Source organism: Enterobacter sp. BNK-14 (genome assembly GCF_047456095.1).
Classification (GTDB): Bacteria; Pseudomonadota; Gammaproteobacteria; order Enterobacterales; family Enterobacteriaceae; genus Enterobacter; species Enterobacter kobei.
Window position 1 is genome coordinate 1,766,335 of record NZ_CP179897.1, and the last position, 15,814, is coordinate 1,782,148.

Annotated in this window: 16 protein-coding genes; 7 read left to right on the plus strand and 9 right to left on the minus strand. The window is 57.0% G+C overall.

What is annotated here, in order from left to right; genetic code table 11:
* Nucleotides 1-51: 51 nt before the first annotated feature.
* The 8 genes from alaS to mltB all read right to left on the minus strand — a co-directional run bounded on the left by alaS (nucleotide 52) and on the right by mltB (nucleotide 8,925).
* Nucleotides 52-2,679 (minus strand): alanine--tRNA ligase, encoded by a 2,628-nt coding sequence (gene alaS, locus ACMGGM_RS08425; RefSeq protein ID WP_023331147.1) that lies wholly within the window; start codon nucleotides 2,677-2,679, stop codon nucleotides 52-54.
* A gap of 131 nt (nucleotides 2,680-2,810) precedes the next feature.
* Nucleotides 2,811-3,311 carry a recombination regulator RecX gene (recX, locus tag ACMGGM_RS08430; RefSeq protein WP_014884977.1) on the minus strand — a complete coding sequence of 167 codons (501 nt, stop codon included), beginning with the start codon at nucleotides 3,309-3,311 and terminating at the stop codon, nucleotides 2,811-2,813.
* Between the two features lie 68 nt (nucleotides 3,312-3,379).
* On the minus strand, nucleotides 3,380-4,438 hold the full coding sequence (gene recA, locus ACMGGM_RS08435; RefSeq protein ID WP_014884978.1) for a recombinase RecA: 1,059 nt from the start codon (nucleotides 4,436-4,438) through the stop codon (nucleotides 3,380-3,382).
* A gap of 89 nt (nucleotides 4,439-4,527) precedes the next feature.
* Nucleotides 4,528-5,025 carry a nicotinamide-nucleotide amidase gene (gene pncC / locus ACMGGM_RS08440; RefSeq protein WP_023331148.1) on the minus strand — a complete coding sequence of 166 codons (498 nt, stop codon included), beginning with the start codon at nucleotides 5,023-5,025 and terminating at the stop codon, nucleotides 4,528-4,530.
* Between the two features lie 130 nt (nucleotides 5,026-5,155).
* On the minus strand, nucleotides 5,156-6,034 hold the full coding sequence (locus ACMGGM_RS08445; protein WP_032629455.1) for a metal ABC transporter substrate-binding protein: 879 nt from the start codon (nucleotides 6,032-6,034) through the stop codon (nucleotides 5,156-5,158).
* Nucleotides 6,035-6,048: 14 nt separating this feature from the next.
* Nucleotides 6,049-6,909 (minus strand): metal ABC transporter permease, encoded by an 861-nt coding sequence (locus ACMGGM_RS08450; RefSeq protein ID WP_014884981.1) that lies wholly within the window; start codon nucleotides 6,907-6,909, stop codon nucleotides 6,049-6,051.
* Nucleotides 6,906-7,559, minus strand: coding sequence for a metal ABC transporter ATP-binding protein (locus ACMGGM_RS08455; protein WP_023331152.1), 654 nt, complete (start codon nucleotides 7,557-7,559; stop codon nucleotides 6,906-6,908). Before ACMGGM_RS08455 ends, ACMGGM_RS08450 begins: the two co-directional genes overlap by 4 nt.
* A gap of 265 nt (nucleotides 7,560-7,824) precedes the next feature.
* Nucleotides 7,825-8,925: a lytic murein transglycosylase B gene (gene mltB, locus ACMGGM_RS08460; RefSeq protein WP_023331153.1), complete on the minus strand. Its 1,101-nt coding sequence runs from the start codon at nucleotides 8,923-8,925 to the stop codon at nucleotides 7,825-7,827.
* A gap of 252 nt (nucleotides 8,926-9,177) precedes the next feature.
* Here mltB and srlA point away from each other — a divergent pair, with 252 nt between their 5' ends.
* From srlA to gutQ, 7 genes are all read left to right on the plus strand, one after another.
* Nucleotides 9,178-9,741, plus strand: coding sequence for a PTS glucitol/sorbitol transporter subunit IIC (gene srlA, locus ACMGGM_RS08465; RefSeq protein WP_023331154.1), 564 nt, complete (start codon nucleotides 9,178-9,180; stop codon nucleotides 9,739-9,741).
* Nucleotides 9,738-10,697 (plus strand): PTS glucitol/sorbitol transporter subunit IIB, encoded by a 960-nt coding sequence (locus tag ACMGGM_RS08470; protein WP_014884986.1) that lies wholly within the window; start codon nucleotides 9,738-9,740, stop codon nucleotides 10,695-10,697. Before srlA ends, ACMGGM_RS08470 begins: the two co-directional genes overlap by 4 nt.
* A gap of 12 nt (nucleotides 10,698-10,709) precedes the next feature.
* Entirely contained in the window at nucleotides 10,710-11,072 is a 363-nt protein-coding gene (gene srlB / locus ACMGGM_RS08475) for a PTS glucitol/sorbitol transporter subunit IIA (RefSeq protein ID WP_014884987.1), read from the plus strand.
* 14 nt (nucleotides 11,073-11,086) lie between these two features.
* Nucleotides 11,087-11,866 (plus strand): sorbitol-6-phosphate dehydrogenase, encoded by a 780-nt coding sequence (gene srlD, locus ACMGGM_RS08480; protein WP_014884988.1) that lies wholly within the window; start codon nucleotides 11,087-11,089, stop codon nucleotides 11,864-11,866.
* A 106-nt stretch (nucleotides 11,867-11,972) separates the two neighbouring features.
* Nucleotides 11,973-12,332: a transcriptional regulator GutM gene (gene gutM / locus ACMGGM_RS08485; RefSeq protein WP_014884989.1), complete on the plus strand. Its 360-nt coding sequence runs from the start codon at nucleotides 11,973-11,975 to the stop codon at nucleotides 12,330-12,332.
* A 63-nt stretch (nucleotides 12,333-12,395) separates the two neighbouring features.
* Nucleotides 12,396-13,169: a glucitol operon DNA-binding transcriptional repressor SrlR gene (srlR, locus tag ACMGGM_RS08490; RefSeq protein WP_014884990.1), complete on the plus strand. Its 774-nt coding sequence runs from the start codon at nucleotides 12,396-12,398 to the stop codon at nucleotides 13,167-13,169.
* The gene (gene gutQ, locus ACMGGM_RS08495; RefSeq protein ID WP_023331156.1) at nucleotides 13,162-14,127 is read left to right on the plus strand and encodes an arabinose-5-phosphate isomerase GutQ; all 966 of its coding nucleotides are present in this window, start codon (nucleotides 13,162-13,164) and stop codon (nucleotides 14,125-14,127) included. The genes srlR and gutQ overlap by 8 nt, the downstream gene beginning before the upstream one ends.
* Here the strand turns inward: gutQ and norR are convergent.
* Entirely contained in the window at nucleotides 14,124-15,638 is a 1,515-nt protein-coding gene (gene norR, locus ACMGGM_RS08500) for a nitric oxide reductase transcriptional regulator NorR (protein ID WP_045134081.1), read from the minus strand. The genes gutQ and norR overlap by 4 nt on opposite strands.
* Nucleotides 15,639-15,814: the final 176 nt, after the last annotated feature.

A 15,814-nucleotide genomic window follows, 5' to 3' on the forward strand; every position in this document is an offset into this window, starting at 1 on the left:
ACAAGACGCCATAACGTTGCCGCTATGGCGTCTGATTGTGCTTTGTAGTTATTACAGTTTCGCGCTCACCCAGCTTTCTACGCTGGCCAAAGCTTGCGGAAGTGCCGCCGCATCCGTACCACCGGCTTGCGCCATGTCCGGACGACCGCCTCCCTTGCCACCCACCTGCTGGGCGACCATACCAATCAGTTCCCCTGCTTTTACGCGGTCGGTCACATCCTTAGAGACGCCCGCAATCAGAGAAACCTTACCTTCTGCCACTGTCGCCAGCACGATAACGGTAGAACCAAGCTGGTTCTTGAGATCGTCGACCATAGTACGCAGCATCTTAGGCTCAACTCCCGCCAGATCGCTGACCAGCAGTTTGACGCCCTTAATGTCTACCGCTTTGCTGGAGAGGTTTGCACTCTCCTGCGCCGCAGCCTGTTCTTTCAGCTGCTGGAGCTCTTTTTCCAGCTGACGGGTTCGCTCCAGCGCAACACGCACTTTCTCGCCCAGATTCTGGCTATCGCCTTTCAGCAGCTGCGCGATGTCGTGCAGCTGATCGCTCTGCGCATGCAGGCTGGCAATTGCGCCTTCACCGGTTACCGCTTCAATACGACGCACGCCAGCCGCCGTACCCGACTCGGAAACGATGCGGAACAGGCCGATGTCACCGGTGCGCGATGCGTGAGTACCACCGCACAGTTCGGTCGAGAAGTCGCCCATGCTCAGTACGCGAACACGTTCGTCATATTTCTCACCAAACAGCGCCATCGCACCTTTTTTCTTCGCGTCCTCGAGGTCCATGATATGGGTCTCGATCGGCAGGTTACGACGGATCTGAGCGTTCACCAGATCCTCCACCGCACGGATTTCCGACGGTTTCATCGCTTCAAAGTGCGAGAAGTCGAAACGCAGTACTTTGTCATTAACCAGAGAACCTTTCTGTGCAACATGGGTGCCCAGCACGTCGCGCAGGGCAGCGTGCATCAGGTGGGTTGCAGAGTGGTTCAGACGAATACGCGCACGGCGTGCTTCATCAACATTCGCCTGCACGCCCTCGCCCACTTTCAGCGAACCGGAAACCAGTTTGCCCTGGTGACCAATCGCCTGACCGAATTTCTGGGTGTCGCTTACGCTGAAGCTGAAACCATTGCCTTTCAGTTCGCCCTTATCGCCAACCTGGCCGCCGGACTCTGCGTAGAACGGCGTTTTGTCCAGAATGACAACCGCATCCTGACCTGCACTGATGCTGTCTACGGCTTTACCGTCAACAAACAGGGCGGTCACTTTACCGGTCAGCTCCAGTGCGTCGTAGCCTTTGAATTCAGACGCGCTATCAACGCGGATCATCGCGTTGTAGTCTGCGCCGAAACCGCTGGATTCACGCGCACGACGACGCTGTTCTTCCATCGCGGCTTCGAAGCCCGCTTCGTCAACTTTGATGTTACGCTCACGGCAAACGTCCGCCGTCAGGTCAACCGGGAAGCCGTAGGTGTCGTACAGGCGGAAAGCGGTTTCGCCATCCAGCGTGTCGCCCTTCAGTTTTGCCAGTTCTTCATCCAGCAGCGCCAGACCGCGCTCCAGCGTACGGGCAAACTGCTCTTCTTCGGTTTTCAGAACCTGCTCGACCTGCGCCTGCTGGCGTTTCAGCTCGTCACCGGCTGCACCCATCACGCCAATCAGTGGCCCAACGAGTTTGTAGAAGAAGGTGTCCTTCGCGCCCAGCATGTTGCCATGACGGATCGCACGACGAATGATACGACGCAGCACATAGCCACGGTTTTCATTCGACGGGATTACGCCGTCGGCAATCAGGAACGCACAGGAACGAATGTGGTCTGCAATCACGCGCAGCGATTTGTTGTTCAGATCGGTCGCACCGGTCACTTCCGCAACGGCTTTGATCAGGGTGCTGAACAGGTCAATTTCGTAGTTGGAGTTAACGTGTTGCAGCACGGCGGCAATACGCTCCAGGCCCATACCGGTATCAACGGACGGTTTCGGCAGCGGCTCCATGGTACCGTCTGCCTGACGGTTGAACTGCATGAAGACGATGTTCCAGATCTCAATATAGCGATCGCCGTCTTCTTCCGGGCTGCCAGGAGGTCCACCCCAGATGTGGTCGCCGTGATCGTAGAAGATCTCGGTGCACGGACCGCAAGGACCGGTATCACCCATCTGCCAGAAGTTGTCAGACGCGTATGGCGCGCCTTTGTTATCACCGATGCGAATAATGCGCTCGCGCGGGATACCGACCTCTTTTTCCCAGATTTCGTAGGCTTCGTCATCGGTTTCATAGACGGTAACCCACAGACGCTCTTTCGGCAGGTTGAACCAGTTTTCACCGGTCAGCAGTTCCCACGCATATTGAATGGCATCGTGTTTGAAATAGTCGCCGAAGCTGAAGTTACCCAGCATTTCGAAGAACGTGTGGTGACGCGCGGTGTAACCGACGTTTTCCAGGTCGTTGTGTTTACCGCCCGCACGCACGCAACGCTGTGAGGTTGTGGCGCGGGAATAATTACGCTTGTCGAGACCAAGGAACACATCCTTGAACTGGTTCATCCCGGCGTTGGTAAACAGTAAAGTCGGGTCGTTGTTCGGTACCAGGGAGCTGCTGGCAACAACCTGGTGTCCCTTACTATGGAAAAAATCGAGAAACGCCTGACGGATCTCAGCGGTGCTCTTGCTCATAATTATCCTGAAATCAAGCTAACGAAATGTCGCAGCCAGCCTGTATCGATAAACCGTTGGACAGACCAGCTACTGGAAAAAGTGGGAATAAGATAAGTTTTCTTTGGTGGGAAGTAAAATCCCGCATGCGTTCAATCCACAAAATTGCGCCAGATATCCTGAATATCTTCCATCAGAAAGCCGCGGTAGAGCAAAAAGCGCTGGATTTTGACTTTATCTGAAAAATCACGCGGCAGCGGTTCGCCGTACTTTCGAATCGCCTGCTCTTTCGCCAGTTCACACCAGTCTGTGTCGCATTCACGCATCGCTTTTTCAATCGATTCCCGGGCTACCCCTTTCTGATTCAGTTCCTGGCGGATGCGTGCAGGACCGTAGCCTTTACGTCCGCGGCTGGCGAGAAAGCGGGCGGCAAAGCGTTCGTCATCGAGGTAATGATGTTCATAGCACCAGGCAACCACGCGGTCATAATCTTCGGCAGTGGCATCAATCTCTTCCGGCCCGTTTTTGCTCATGACAGGCGCTGACAGTTTTCGTCTTAGCTCCTGTTCGCTGTGGTCACGCACGGCAAGAATACGTACGGCACGGTCCAGCAAGCGCGAGTAGGCGGGTCGGCGTGTGGTCGGTTCACTCATATAAAACCTGCAGATTCAGAAATGCAAAAAGGGCCGCATCAGCAGCCCTTCATCTTTACACGAGAGACTTAAAAGTCTTCGTTGGTTTCTTCAGCATCCGCAGCATCCACCACGAAATCAGGTTTAGAGTCCTGGTTGCTCAGCAGAAGCTCACGCACCTTCTTCTCAATCTCTTTCGCCGCAGCCGGGTTCTCTTTCAGCCAGGAAATCGCATTCGCTTTACCCTGACCAATTTTGTCACCGTTATAGCTATACCAGGCGCCCGCTTTTTCAATCAGCTTCTCTTTCACGCCCAGGTCAACCAGCTCACCGAAGAAGTTAATCCCTTCGCCGTAGAGGATCTGGAATTCAGCCTGTTTGAACGGTGCGGCGATTTTGTTCTTCACAACCTTCACGCGCGTTTCGCTACCAACGACGTTTTCACCCTCTTTCACCGCGCCGATACGGCGGATATCCAGACGGACAGAGGCGTAGAATTTCAGTGCGTTACCACCGGTTGTGGTTTCCGGGTTACCGAACATCACACCAATTTTCATACGGATCTGGTTGATGAAGATCAGCAGCGTGTTGGACTGCTTCAGGTTACCTGCCAGCTTACGCATCGCCTGGCTCATCATACGTGCCGCGAGGCCCATGTGAGAGTCGCCGATTTCACCTTCGATTTCCGCTTTTGGCGTCAGTGCAGCAACGGAGTCGACCACGATAACGTCAACAGCACCAGAGCGCGCCAGCGCGTCACAAATTTCCAGCGCCTGCTCACCGGTGTCCGGCTGAGAACACAGCAGGTTGTCGATGTCCACGCCCAGTTTACGCGCATAAACAGGATCCAGCGCGTGCTCGGCATCGATAAACGCACAGGTTTTACCTTCGCGCTGTGCCGCAGCAATCACCTGCAGCGTCAGGGTGGTTTTACCGGAGGACTCTGGCCCGTAGATCTCTACGATACGGCCCATTGGCAGACCGCCCGCGCCCAGCGCGATGTCCAGAGAAAGCGAACCGGTGGAGATCGTTTCAACATCCATGGTACGGTCTTCACCCAGGCGCATGATGGAGCCTTTACCGAATTGCTTTTCGATCTGGCCCAGTGCTGCCGCCAACGCTTTCTGTTTGTTTTCGTCGATAGCCATTATTACTCCTGTCATGCCGGGAGAAGCGACTGTGCTTCACCGTGGATTTCTGTTCTGTTGGTGCAATTATACTGTATGGTCATACAGTATCAAGTGTTTTGTAGAAATTGTTGCCAGAGCGTTTTTAACGCATATTCCGTTGCCTGACGACGCACGCTTTCACGGTCGCCGCTAAAGCACTCCCGGCGAGTGATCCCTTCACCTTTTGAGGTCGCAAAACCAAACCAGACGGTGCCTACGGGCTTCACGTCACTGCCGCCGTCCGGGCCCGCGATGCCGCTGATTGAAATCGCGTAATCTGCCCGCGCCTCTTTTAGCGCGCCAATGGCCATCTCGATCACCACCGGCTCGCTGACCGCGCCGTGCTGTTCCAGCGTGGATTCACGCACGCCAATCATCTGTGCTTTAGCTTCGTTACTGTAGGTCACAAAGCCGCGTTCAAACCAGGCGGAACTGCCGGCAATATCGGTAATCGCTTTCGCCACCCAGCCGCCGGTGCAGGATTCCGCGGTGGTAAGGGTCGCCCCGCGTTGCTTAAGCGCCAGTCCGACTATCTCGCTAAGCTGCATCAATTCATGGTCAGTCATTCTCGCTCCAGGCTTCAGAAAAACGTGCAGCACAAGATAGCACTTTCTCGTCAAATATGGGGATGCGCTTCGGGTTTTACGAGGGGGCTTCAGAAAAAAGCCGATGCGGGCGCACCGGCTATGGGGGAGGTTATTTCATACTGTCAGCGAGGGTGTTCACGTTGTGGCGAAATGCCTTAACGTAGGTATCAGCAACCCCACCTTTTGCCGACAGGGCTTCCGGGTAAAGTTCGCCTCCCGGCTGCGCGCCTGTCGCCGTCGCAATTTGCTTCACCAGACGCGGATCGAGCTGGTTTTCCATAAACCAGGTTTTCACGCCATCGGCTTTGATCTGATTGATAATCTCAGCGACCTGCGCTGCGCTGGCCTCGCTCTCTGAAGAGAGCCCTTGCGGTGCCATGAAGGTGACGCCATACGCGCGGCTAAAATAGCCGAATGCGTCATGGCTGGTCAGCACGTTACGTTTTTCCTGTGGGATCTGGCTAAAGCGGGTTTTGGCCCAGCCGTCCAGTTGCGTCAGTTGCGCGATATACGGCTGGCCTGAAGCCTCCAGTGCCGCTTTATCCTCTGGATCTGCTTTCACCAGCCCGTTCAGAATATTTTGTGCATACAGCGCACCGTTCGCCGCGCTATTCCAGGCATGCGGGTCGGTCACGGTCTTTCCATCTTCCTCGAGCGTGTGCGTTTTTACCCCGGTTGAGGCCACAACCAGCTGCCCTTTGAAACCGGAGGCTTTCACAAGACGGTCGAGCCACCCTTCCAGCCCCAGGCCGTTGACCACCACCACGTCAGCCTTGCTCAGCGCCGCGCTGTCTTTAGGTGACGGTTCGAAGGTATGCGGATCGCCGTCCGGCCCGACCAGCGTCGTCACGTTCACATGGTCGCCGCCCACTTCCTGCGTAATATCTCCCAGTATCGAAAAGCTGGTCACCACATTCAGCGTTTTCGCCATCACGCCGTTCGACAGCATACCCAGCGCAAGCGCCATCACTAATCCTGTATGTTTCATCGTTTCCCCTTGCCTTAAAAAAGCGCGCGCAGACTGCCAGCCAGCCTGCTTCGCGTGCCAAATAAAACAGAAATAAAGAACAACGCGCTGGCGGTCAGCACAATGGACGGTCCGGCGGGCAGACTGATTGCCCAGGACAAACTTAAGCCCAGCCACGCGCAGAAAATTCCGCTGATGCCGGCCATCAAAAGCAAACCTGGCAATGTGCGCACCCAGCAGCGTGCCGCCACCGCCGGGAGCATCATCAGCCCGACGGCCATCAGCGTGCCGAGCACCTGAAAACCGGCCACCAGGTTAAGCACCAGCAGCGCCAGAAACAGTCCGTGGAGCAGGCCGGGCAACCCGCGGGCATTGACCTGCAACCAGGCGGTATCAAAGGCTTCGGTCACCAGCCCACGATAGAAAATCGCCAGCGTTATCAGGGTGAACATGCAAACGCCCGTGACAAACAGCGCCGCATCGTTGTCCACCGCAAGAATGGAACCAAACAGCAGATGCAGCAGATCGACATTCGACCCGCGCAGCGACACCAGCGTGACGCCCAGTGCCAGTGAGCCAAGGTAAAATCCGGCAAAGCTGGCATCCTCTTTAAGCGGCGTGCGTCGGCTGACCAGGCCGGCCACCAGCGCCACGGTAATGCCGGCAATAAAACCACCGATACTCATCGCCAGCAGCGACATACCGCTGAGCAAATACCCTACGGCGACACCGGGTAAAATGGCGTGAGAAAGGGCATCACCCATCAGGCTCATCCGGCGCAGCTGGAGGAATACGCCGAGTGCGGTTGTACTGACAGAAAGGGCCAGGCAGACCACCAGCGCACGACGCATAAAGCCGTACTCAATAAACGGCTGGAAAAAGAGATGCCAAATCATGCCACCCTCACCCGCTCGGTTTTCCAGTGGGGAATGTCAGCATCCAGCATTAATGTTTGCGGGAAGTGGCGTGCCACACGCTCGCTGTCATGCAATACCGCAAGCAGAGTCTGGCCCTGCATATACATCTCCAGCATTAGATCCATCAGCACGTTGCAGGTCGCTTCGTCGACGCCGGTGAAAGGCTCATCGAGCATCACAAGCGGTGCCTGCTGCACTAAAACGCGGGCAAATAACATGCGCTGAAACTGCCCACCGGAGAGTTCATCAATGGTGGAAAGCGCCATCGACGCCAGCCCGACCCGCTCCAGCGCGCTGGCAATGCGTAACCGCGTTTCCCGACGAAACCCGGATAAGAGCGATATGCCCGGCCAGCAGCCCATACTCACCACGTCCTGAACGGTGAGCGGAAATTGCGCCTCGAGTGCGTGGCGCTGTGCCAGCCAGCCAATCACCGGGCGCTTACCCTGCCAGCGAAAGCTGCCGCCCACGGGAGGAATAAACCCGGCGAGCGTTTTCAGCAGCGTGGATTTTCCGCAGCCATTGGCGCCGACGATAGCCGTCATACTGCCGCGCTCAATCGTGCCTGAGAGGGGCCGCGTTACAGGCTGGCGGTCATAGCCCGCGACCAGTTCGTTCATCAGGATCATGGCAGCGCCACCGCCCAGCGCACGGCCAGCCCGATAAAAACAATAAGCACCAGCGCCAGTAAAAGCCGAACCGGAGCAGACAGAGAGAAAAGGGACGTTGACATCTCGACACCACGTTAAATGTTATAACATAACAATAATGAAAGGTGATTGAGATGTAAATGGCGGGTTTGAAAAGGGAGTGTGGCGAAATGTTTCTGTAAAACGACCCTCTCCCGTGGGAGAGGGTCAGGGTGAGGGCATCAGGCCTGCCCGTCAGAGCGACTTACTGACTAAACGGTGACGCCGCCGGCACGCGGGCCTGCGAGACCGCCAGCCCCAGCTGCCATACGGCCATGGCATAATGAGTGCTGTGGTTATAACGGGTGATGGTGTAGAAGTTCGGCATGCCGTACCAGTACTGATAACCGGTTCCCACGTCCAGACGCAGCAGGCTTACCTGGTCAACATTGCCCAGCGGCTGCGTTGGCGTTAAGCCTGCCGCCGTCAGCTGCGCGACGCTGTATTTGGTTTTAAAGCCGTTTTCCAGACCAAATGCCTCGCCGTTCGCCTGCACGGCTACCTGACCACCTGGCGTCCAGCCGTGCGCTTTGAAGTAGTTTGCCACGCTGCCGATGGCATCCACCGGATCCCACAGGTTGATATGACCATCGCCATTGAAGTCGACGGCATATTGTTTATAGGAGGATGGCATAAACTGGCCGTAGCCCATCGCACCGGCAAACGAACCTTTCAGATCGAGCGGGTCGTCCTGCTCGTTGCGCGCCATCAGCAGGAAGGTTTCCAGCTCGGAAGAGAAATACTCCGCGCGGCGCGGGTAGTTAAAGGAGAGCGTCGCCAGCGCATCGAGGATGCGGGTTTTGCCCATTACGCGGCCCCAGCGGGTTTCCACGCCGATAATCCCGACGATGATCTCCGGCGGCACGCCGTATACCTGCCACGCGCGATTAAGGGCATCTTCATACTGATTCCAGAACACCACGCCGTTTTGCACGTTGTCCGGGGTAATAAACTGTTTGCGATAGCGCAACCATGCGCCGTTTGGCCCGGTAGGGACCTGTGCCGTCGGTGCCTGTCTGTCCATCAGGCGCAGCACGTAGTCCAGACGCTTTGCCTGGGACAAAATTTCGTGCAGCTGCTGGCGGTCAAAGCCGTGTTTGCTCACCATTTTATCAATGAACTGCTCGGCCGCCGGGTTATTCGCGAAGTCGCCACCCATCTGCATCATATTGTGCTGCGGCTCCAGCAGGAACCCTCCGGAAGGGGCGCCAGCCGTTTGCTGAACAGCTTCGGTCTTAGGTTTGCTACTGCAGGCAGACAGCAGAATAAGCGCTGGCAACAGCGCTGCATAACGACGCTTGAACATGAGACATCCATTTAACGGGTTCGATAAGAACCCAGTATGGTAAAGCATCCGTAACACCTCAAGGAAGCGGTACGCACCTCCCCGACGCAAATCCGTGCTTTTTTCCACCGGAAATCATTCATCACATCAATTAACTTTCAAAATAATCCATTTTTCTTTCATTGTGAGATCCAACTAACACTTTAAAACCTTTCAAAGTGATTATTATTAGCCCCAGTAATACAAAACAAAAAAGCCCCACAGGAGAGAACAATGATAGAAACCATCACCCACGGCGCCGAGTGGTTCATCGGGCTGTTTCAGAAAGGCGGAGAAGTGTTCACCGGCATGGTGACCGGGATCCTGCCCCTGCTGATCAGCCTGCTGGTGATCATGAACGCGCTGATTAACTTTATCGGCCAGCATCGCATTGAACGCTTCGCTCAGCGCTGCGCCGGGAACCCGCTGTCCCGCTACCTGATTTTGCCGTTCATCGGCACCTTCGTGTTCTGCAACCCGATGACCTTAAGCCTCGGCCGCTTTATGCCAGAAAAGTACAAGCCGAGTTATTACGCCGCCGCCTCCTACAGCTGCCATTCGATGAACGGCCTGTTCCCGCACATCAACCCAGGAGAGCTGTTTGTTTACCTCGGTATCGCCAGCGGCCTTACCACCCTTGGTCTGCCGCTCGGCCCGCTGGCGGTCAGTTACCTGCTGGTTGGCCTGGTGACCAACTTCTTCCGCGGCTGGGTCACAGACCTCACCACCGCCATTTTCGAGAAAAAAATGGGTATCCAGCTTGAACAAAAAGTCCATCTTTCAGGAGCCACAGCATGAACCGGATCCGCATTGAGAAAGGCACGGGTGGCTGGGGCGGCCCGCTGGAGTTCGACGCTACCGAAGGCAAAAAGATCGTTTACATCACCGCAGGCACGCGCCCGGCGATCGTCGATAAGCTGCGTGAGCTGACCGGCTGGGAAGCCGTCGATGGCTTTAAAGAGGGTGAGCCGCCGGAAGCGGAAATCGGCGTGGCGGTGATCGACTGCGGCGGCACGCTGCGCTGCGGCATCTATCCGAAGCGGCGTATTCCGACGGTGAATATCCACTCCACCGGCAAATCCGGCCCGCTGGCACAGTACATCCTTGAAGACATCTATGTGTCGGGCGTGAAGGAGGACAACATCACTCTGGTGAATGGCAGTCCCGCGCCGCAAAAAGTGGCCCCGCGAGATTACGACACCAGCAAGAAAATCACCGAGCAGAGCGACGGCCTGCTGGCGAAGGTCGGGATGGGTATGGGCTCCGCCGTGGCGGTGCTGTTCCAGTCCGGGCGCGACACCATCGACACGGTGCTGAAAACCATTCTGCCGTTTATGGCGTTCGTCTCGGCGCTGATCGGCATCATCATGGCGTCCGGCCTGGGCGACTGGATTGCCCACGGCCTCGCCCCGCTCGCCAGCCACCCGCTCGGGCTGGTGACGCTGGCCCTGATCTGCTCCTTCCCGCTGCTGTCGCCGTTCCTCGGCCCGGGCGCGGTGATCGCTCAGGTCATCGGCGTACTGATTGGCGTGCAGATTGGCCTCGGCAATATTCCGCCACACCTCGCCCTGCCCGCCCTGTTTGCCATTAACGCCCAGGCCGCGTGCGACTTCATCCCCGTCGGACTGTCACTGGCCGAAGCGCGCCAGGACACCGTGCGCGTAGGCGTGCCGTCCGTACTGGTCAGCCGCTTCCTGACGGGCGCGCCGACGGTGCTGATTGCCTGGTTTGTCTCCGGCTTTATCTATCAATAAGAGGTTCCTGCGATGACCGTGATTTATCAGACCACCATTACCCGCATCGGCCAGAGCGCAGCGGATGCGCTCAGCGACCAGATGCTGATTACTTTCCGCGAAGGTGCCCCGGCAGATATCGAAGAGTTTTGCTTTATTCACTGCCACGGCGAGCTTAACGGCGAGCTGAAAGCAGGAAGCCAGCTGGAGCTGGGCGAGACGCGCTATGCGGTAACCGCCGTCGGCGATGTCGCCGAGCAAAACCTGCGCGAACTGGGCCATATCACCCTGCGTTTTGACGGACAGCCGCAGGCGGAGTATCCCGGTACGGTTCACGTAGCGGGCCCGGTTCCGCAGGCTGTCACCCCAGGCTGCACGTTAAAATTTGTTGCGTAATTAAGGAGAAACACATGAGTCAGGTTGCCGTTGTCATTGGTGGAGGACAAACCTTAGGCGAGTTCCTTTGCCGTGGGCTTGCCGCAGAAGGCTACCGCGTGGCGGTCGTGGATATTCAGAGTGAAAAAGCCGCCCGCGTGGCGGACACCATCAACACCGAATTTGGTGAAGGGATGGCGTACGGGTTTGGTGCCGACGCCACCAGCGAGCAAAGCGTAATGGCGCTCGCCCGCGGCGTGGACGAGATTTTTGGACGTACCGACCTGCTGGTCTACAGCGCGGGAATTGCGAAAGCGGCGTTTATCAGCGATTTCGAACTGGGGGATTTTGACCGCTCGCTGCAGGTCAATCTGGTGGGTTATTTCCTCTGCGCCCGCGAGTTTTCCCGCCTGATGATCCGCGACGGGATTCAGGGGCGCATTATTCAGATCAACTCGAAATCCGGGAAAGTGGGCAGCAAGCACAACTCCGGCTACAGCGCGGCCAAGTTTGGCGGCGTGGGGCTGACGCAGTCTCTGGCACTGGATCTGGCCGAATACGGCATTACCGTTCACTCGCTGATGCTGGGCAACCTGCTGAAATCGCCAATGTTCCAGTCCCTGCTGCCGCAGTACGCCACCAAGCTCGGCATCAAGGCTGAGGACGTTGAGCAGTACTACATCGACAAAGTGCCGCTGAAGCGCGGGTGCGATTATCAGGACGTGCTGAACATGCTGCTGTTTTACGCCAGCCCAAAAGCGTCGTACTGCACCGGCCAGTCGATTAACGTCACCGGCGGGCAGGTGATGTTCTGATCGAGCGGTTTTGCCCGGTGGCGCTAACGCTTACCGGGCCTACAAAAACCTTCAAACCGTAGGCCGGGTAAGGCGCAGCCGCCACCCGGCAATTAAAGGAGTCAATATGGTCACCGCACTCATCACCGTCGCCGCCCTCGCCTGGATCTGCCAGATGGCGTTTGGCGGCTGGCAGATCCATCAGTTCAACCGCGCGTTTGATGCCCTGTGTCAGAAAGGTCGCGTGGGCGTCGGGCGTTCCGGCGGACGCTTTAAACCGCGCGTGGTGGTCGCCGTTGTGTTGGATGAACACGATCGCGTATGCGATTCCCTGATCATGCGTGGCATGACGGTGTTTGCTCGTCCGACTAAAATCCAGGCAATCAACGGCATTTCACTGCAGGAATTACGGCCTGATGTGATCTTTCCCCATGATTCAGGCTGTCAGAATGCACTATCATTAGCGCTTAATCTGAAACATGGATAATTTCGTTGTGAAAGCTATAGACTTGCGAAATTATCATTTCGCAACCTAAGGAACGAAGCGCCTATGAAACCACGTCAGCGGCAGGCGGCCATTCTCGAGTATCTGCAAAAGCAGGGGAAATGCTCGGTGGAGGATCTGGCCCACTACTTTGACACCACCGGCACGACAATACGCAAGGACCTGGTATTGCTCGAAAACTCTGGCGCCGTCATCCGAACTTACGGCGGGGTGATGCTGAATAAGGACGAAGCTGACCCGCCTATCGATCACAAAACGCTGATCAATACCCACCAGAAAGCGCTTATTGCCGAGGCCGCCGTTAAATTTATTCACGATGGTGATTCCATCATCCTCGACGCAGGCAGCACCGTCCTGCAAATGATCCCCCTGCTCAGCCGCTTTAACAACATCACGGTGATGACCAACAGCCTGCATATCGTCAACGCCCTGTCGGAATTTGACAGCGAGCAGACTATCCTGATGCCCGGCGGCACCTTTCGCAAAAAATCGGCGTCGTTTCACGGTCAGCTGGCCGAGAACGCTTTCGACCACTTCAGCTTCGATAAGCTGTTTATGGGCACCGACGGCATCGATCTGAACGCAGGCGTCACGACCTTCAATGAGGTATTCAGCGTCAGTAAAGCGATGTGCAACGCCGCACGGGAAGTGATTTTGATGGCAGACTCGTCGAAGTTTGGCCGCAAAAGTCCCAACATTGTCTGTAGCCTTGAAAGCGTTGATAAGCTGATTACCGACGCGGGGATTGATCCGGCGTTCAAAAAGGCGCTGGAAGAGAAAGGTATCGACGTGATCGTAACCGGAGAGAGAGATGAGTGATTTTCTGTTAGAAACGGGCCGCCAGACGCTGATGCTGGAGCTGCAGGAAGCCAGCCGCCTGCCAGAACGTCTGGGCGAGGATTTTGTCCGCGCCGCCAACACGATTATCCACTGCGAAGGCAAAGTGATCGTGGCGGGCATCGGTAAATCCGGTCATATCGGCAAAAAAATTGCCGCGACGCTGGCGAGCACCGGCACCCCGGCCTTCTTCGTGCATCCCGCCGAGGCGCTGCATGGCGATCTGGGGATGATTGAAAGCCGCGATGTGATGCTGTTTATCTCCTACTCCGGTTCGGCCAAAGAGCTGGATCTCATTATTCCGCGCCTGCAGGAGAAATCGGTCGCTCTGCTGGCGATGACCGGCAAATCCCGCTCGCCGCTGGCGCTGGCCGCTAAAGCGACGCTGGATATTTCCGTTGAGCGTGAAGCCTGCCCGATGCACCTTGCCCCGACCTCCAGCACCGTCAACACCCTCATGATGGGTGACGCGCTGGCGATGGCGGTGATGCAGGCGCGCGGATTTAACGAAGAAGATTTTGCCCGTTCGCATCCGGCGGGCGCGCTCGGCGCGCGGCTGCTCAATAAGGTTCATCATCTGATGCGCACTGACGATGCCATTCCGCAGGTCAAGCTCGATACCAGCGTGATGGACGCGATGCTGGAACTGAGCCGCACCGGGCTGGGGCTGGTCGCGGTGTGTGACGACCACGGTAGCGTCCAGGGCGTATTCACTGACGGCGACCTGCGGCGCTGGCTGGTGGGGGGTGGCAAACTGGAAACGAAAGTGTCTGACGCGATGACCAAAGGCGGGCTGACGCTGAATGCCGACAGCCGCGCGATTGAGGCCAAAGAGGTGCTGATGAAGCGCAAAATCACCGCCGCACCGGTGGTGGATGACGCCGGCAAGCTCTGCGGTGCCATCAACCTGCAGGATTTCTACCAGGCGGGGATTATTTAACCCTTCAGCCCAAGACGCTTCGCCAGCCGGTGCAGGTTGGCGACGTCCATCTCCAGCGCCCGCGCGCACGCCGCCCAGCTGCGGTTGTTCTGCTCCAGCGCGCGGGTAATCATCTGACGCTGGAACGCTTCCGTCGCCTCGCGCAGGTTTTCATTTGCATTCTCCGGCACACGCTGAGCCACCGCCTGCACGGCGTCATCGTGCAACGCAAAATGACGCGCGTGGATCACAACCTCATCACCCGCACGCGTCGCACGCGCCAGCACCACCGCACGGTGAATCGCATGCTCGAGCTCCCGCACGTTGCCCGGCCAGCCGTAGCTCAACAGATGCGCCCTTGCCCCCGGGCTGAGTACCACGCGGGAAAGCCCCATTCTGAGACGGCATTGCTCGCAGAAATAGCCCGCCAGCAGAACCACATCTTCTCCGCGCTCGCGCAGCGGCGGCACGGTAAGCGGGAACACGCTCAGACGGTGGAAAAGATCCGCGCGGAAATGCCCGGCCAGCACCGCTTCTCGCAGGTCGCGGTTGGTCGCCGCCAGCACGCGCACGTCCACCCGTAAGCTGCGGTCATCCCCCACGCGCTGGATGTCACCGTACTGCAATACGCGCAGCAGTTTGGCCTGGAGCGAAAGCGAAAGCTCTCCAATCTCATCGAGAAACAGCGTCCCGTTATCGGCCATCTCAAACTTACCGCTGCGGTTACTGATGGCCCCGGTAAATGCCCCTTTGACGTGACCAAACAGCTCGCTTTCCGCCACGCTCTCCGGCAATGCGGCACAGTTAAGGTATACGAGCGGGTTGGCCGCGCGTGGTGAGGCTTCATGAATTGACTTCGCCACCAGCTCTTTACCGGTGCCGGTTTCACCGAAGATCAGCACGTTCAGGTCGGACGCGGCGACAATCTCAATCTCTTTTTTAAGCTGCGCTATGCCCGGCGACAGGCCGATCATCTCCGTGTGCGCCACCGGCTCAAACGCCGACGGGCTGCCGGGAAGAATATTCTGGCTTTCCAGCTGTTCTATCAGCAACGCGTTATTGAGCGCCCCGGAGGCCAGCGCGGCAATCAGCCTTAACTCTTCATCACTGAAGGTGTCGAACTGGTCCGGCGACATACCGTCGAGGGTTAATGCGCCAATCAGGTGTTGTCCGGCAAACAGCGGCAGACCGATACAGGCGTGCACCTTCAGGCTCTCCTGCCCCGGGATCAGACCGTCGTAGGGATCCGGCAAGTCGCTGTCCGCCGGGAAACGTACCACGTCACCCGCACGGGCAATGGTTTCCAGCCGCGGATGCCCTTCAAGAGTAAACCGCCGCCCGAGAACATCTTTCGCGAGCCCGTCGATAGCCAGCGGAATAAATTGTCTCCCCTCGTAGCGCAACAGCGCCGAGGCATCGCACGCCAGCACGTGACGCAGCGTGGAGATAAGCCGCTGAAAACGGTCCTGATGACCGATACCGGTTTGCAGTTCAATGGCGATCTTCGCCAGCACATCTACGGAAAAGCTCATGGCTGCCTCGCTGTCATTTTGACAATAAATAGTGTCATATTGACCGTCATCAGGATAGTCATAATGACTACTCATCACGAGGTATAGAAAAAATAATCCATTAAAATCAAAAATATAAAAGTTGGCACGCAATGTGATATAGGCAAATCATCTTATTCAAACACGCTGTATTACGT

What these genes read in the sequence shown, in the direction of transcription:
- alaS (WP_023331147.1), bottom strand. Translation starts at nt 2,679, where the DNA reads ATGAGCAAGAGCACCGCTGAGATCCGTCAGGCGTTTCTCGATTTTTTC.
- recX (WP_014884977.1), bottom strand. Translation starts at nt 3,311, where the DNA reads ATGAGTGAACCGACCACACGCCGACCCGCCTACTCGCGCTTGCTGGAC.
- recA (WP_014884978.1), bottom strand. Translation starts at nt 4,438, where the DNA reads ATGGCTATCGACGAAAACAAACAGAAAGCGTTGGCGGCAGCACTGGGC.
- pncC (WP_023331148.1), bottom strand. Translation starts at nt 5,025, where the DNA reads ATGACTGACCATGAATTGATGCAGCTTAGCGAGATAGTCGGACTGGCG.
- ACMGGM_RS08445 (WP_032629455.1), bottom strand. Translation starts at nt 6,034, where the DNA reads ATGAAACATACAGGATTAGTGATGGCGCTTGCGCTGGGTATGCTGTCG.
- ACMGGM_RS08450 (WP_014884981.1), bottom strand. Translation starts at nt 6,909, where the DNA reads ATGATTTGGCATCTCTTTTTCCAGCCGTTTATTGAGTACGGCTTTATG.
- ACMGGM_RS08455 (WP_023331152.1), bottom strand. Translation starts at nt 7,559, where the DNA reads ATGATCCTGATGAACGAACTGGTCGCGGGCTATGACCGCCAGCCTGTA.
- mltB (WP_023331153.1), bottom strand. Translation starts at nt 8,925, where the DNA reads ATGTTCAAGCGTCGTTATGCAGCGCTGTTGCCAGCGCTTATTCTGCTG.
- srlA (WP_023331154.1), top strand. Translation starts at nt 9,178, where the DNA reads ATGATAGAAACCATCACCCACGGCGCCGAGTGGTTCATCGGGCTGTTT.
- ACMGGM_RS08470 (WP_014884986.1), top strand. Translation starts at nt 9,738, where the DNA reads ATGAACCGGATCCGCATTGAGAAAGGCACGGGTGGCTGGGGCGGCCCG.
- srlB (WP_014884987.1), top strand. Translation starts at nt 10,710, where the DNA reads ATGACCGTGATTTATCAGACCACCATTACCCGCATCGGCCAGAGCGCA.
- srlD (WP_014884988.1), top strand. Translation starts at nt 11,087, where the DNA reads ATGAGTCAGGTTGCCGTTGTCATTGGTGGAGGACAAACCTTAGGCGAG.
- gutM (WP_014884989.1), top strand. Translation starts at nt 11,973, where the DNA reads ATGGTCACCGCACTCATCACCGTCGCCGCCCTCGCCTGGATCTGCCAG.
- srlR (WP_014884990.1), top strand. Translation starts at nt 12,396, where the DNA reads ATGAAACCACGTCAGCGGCAGGCGGCCATTCTCGAGTATCTGCAAAAG.
- gutQ (WP_023331156.1), top strand. Translation starts at nt 13,162, where the DNA reads ATGAGTGATTTTCTGTTAGAAACGGGCCGCCAGACGCTGATGCTGGAG.
- norR (WP_045134081.1), bottom strand. Translation starts at nt 15,638, where the DNA reads ATGAGCTTTTCCGTAGATGTGCTGGCGAAGATCGCCATTGAACTGCAA.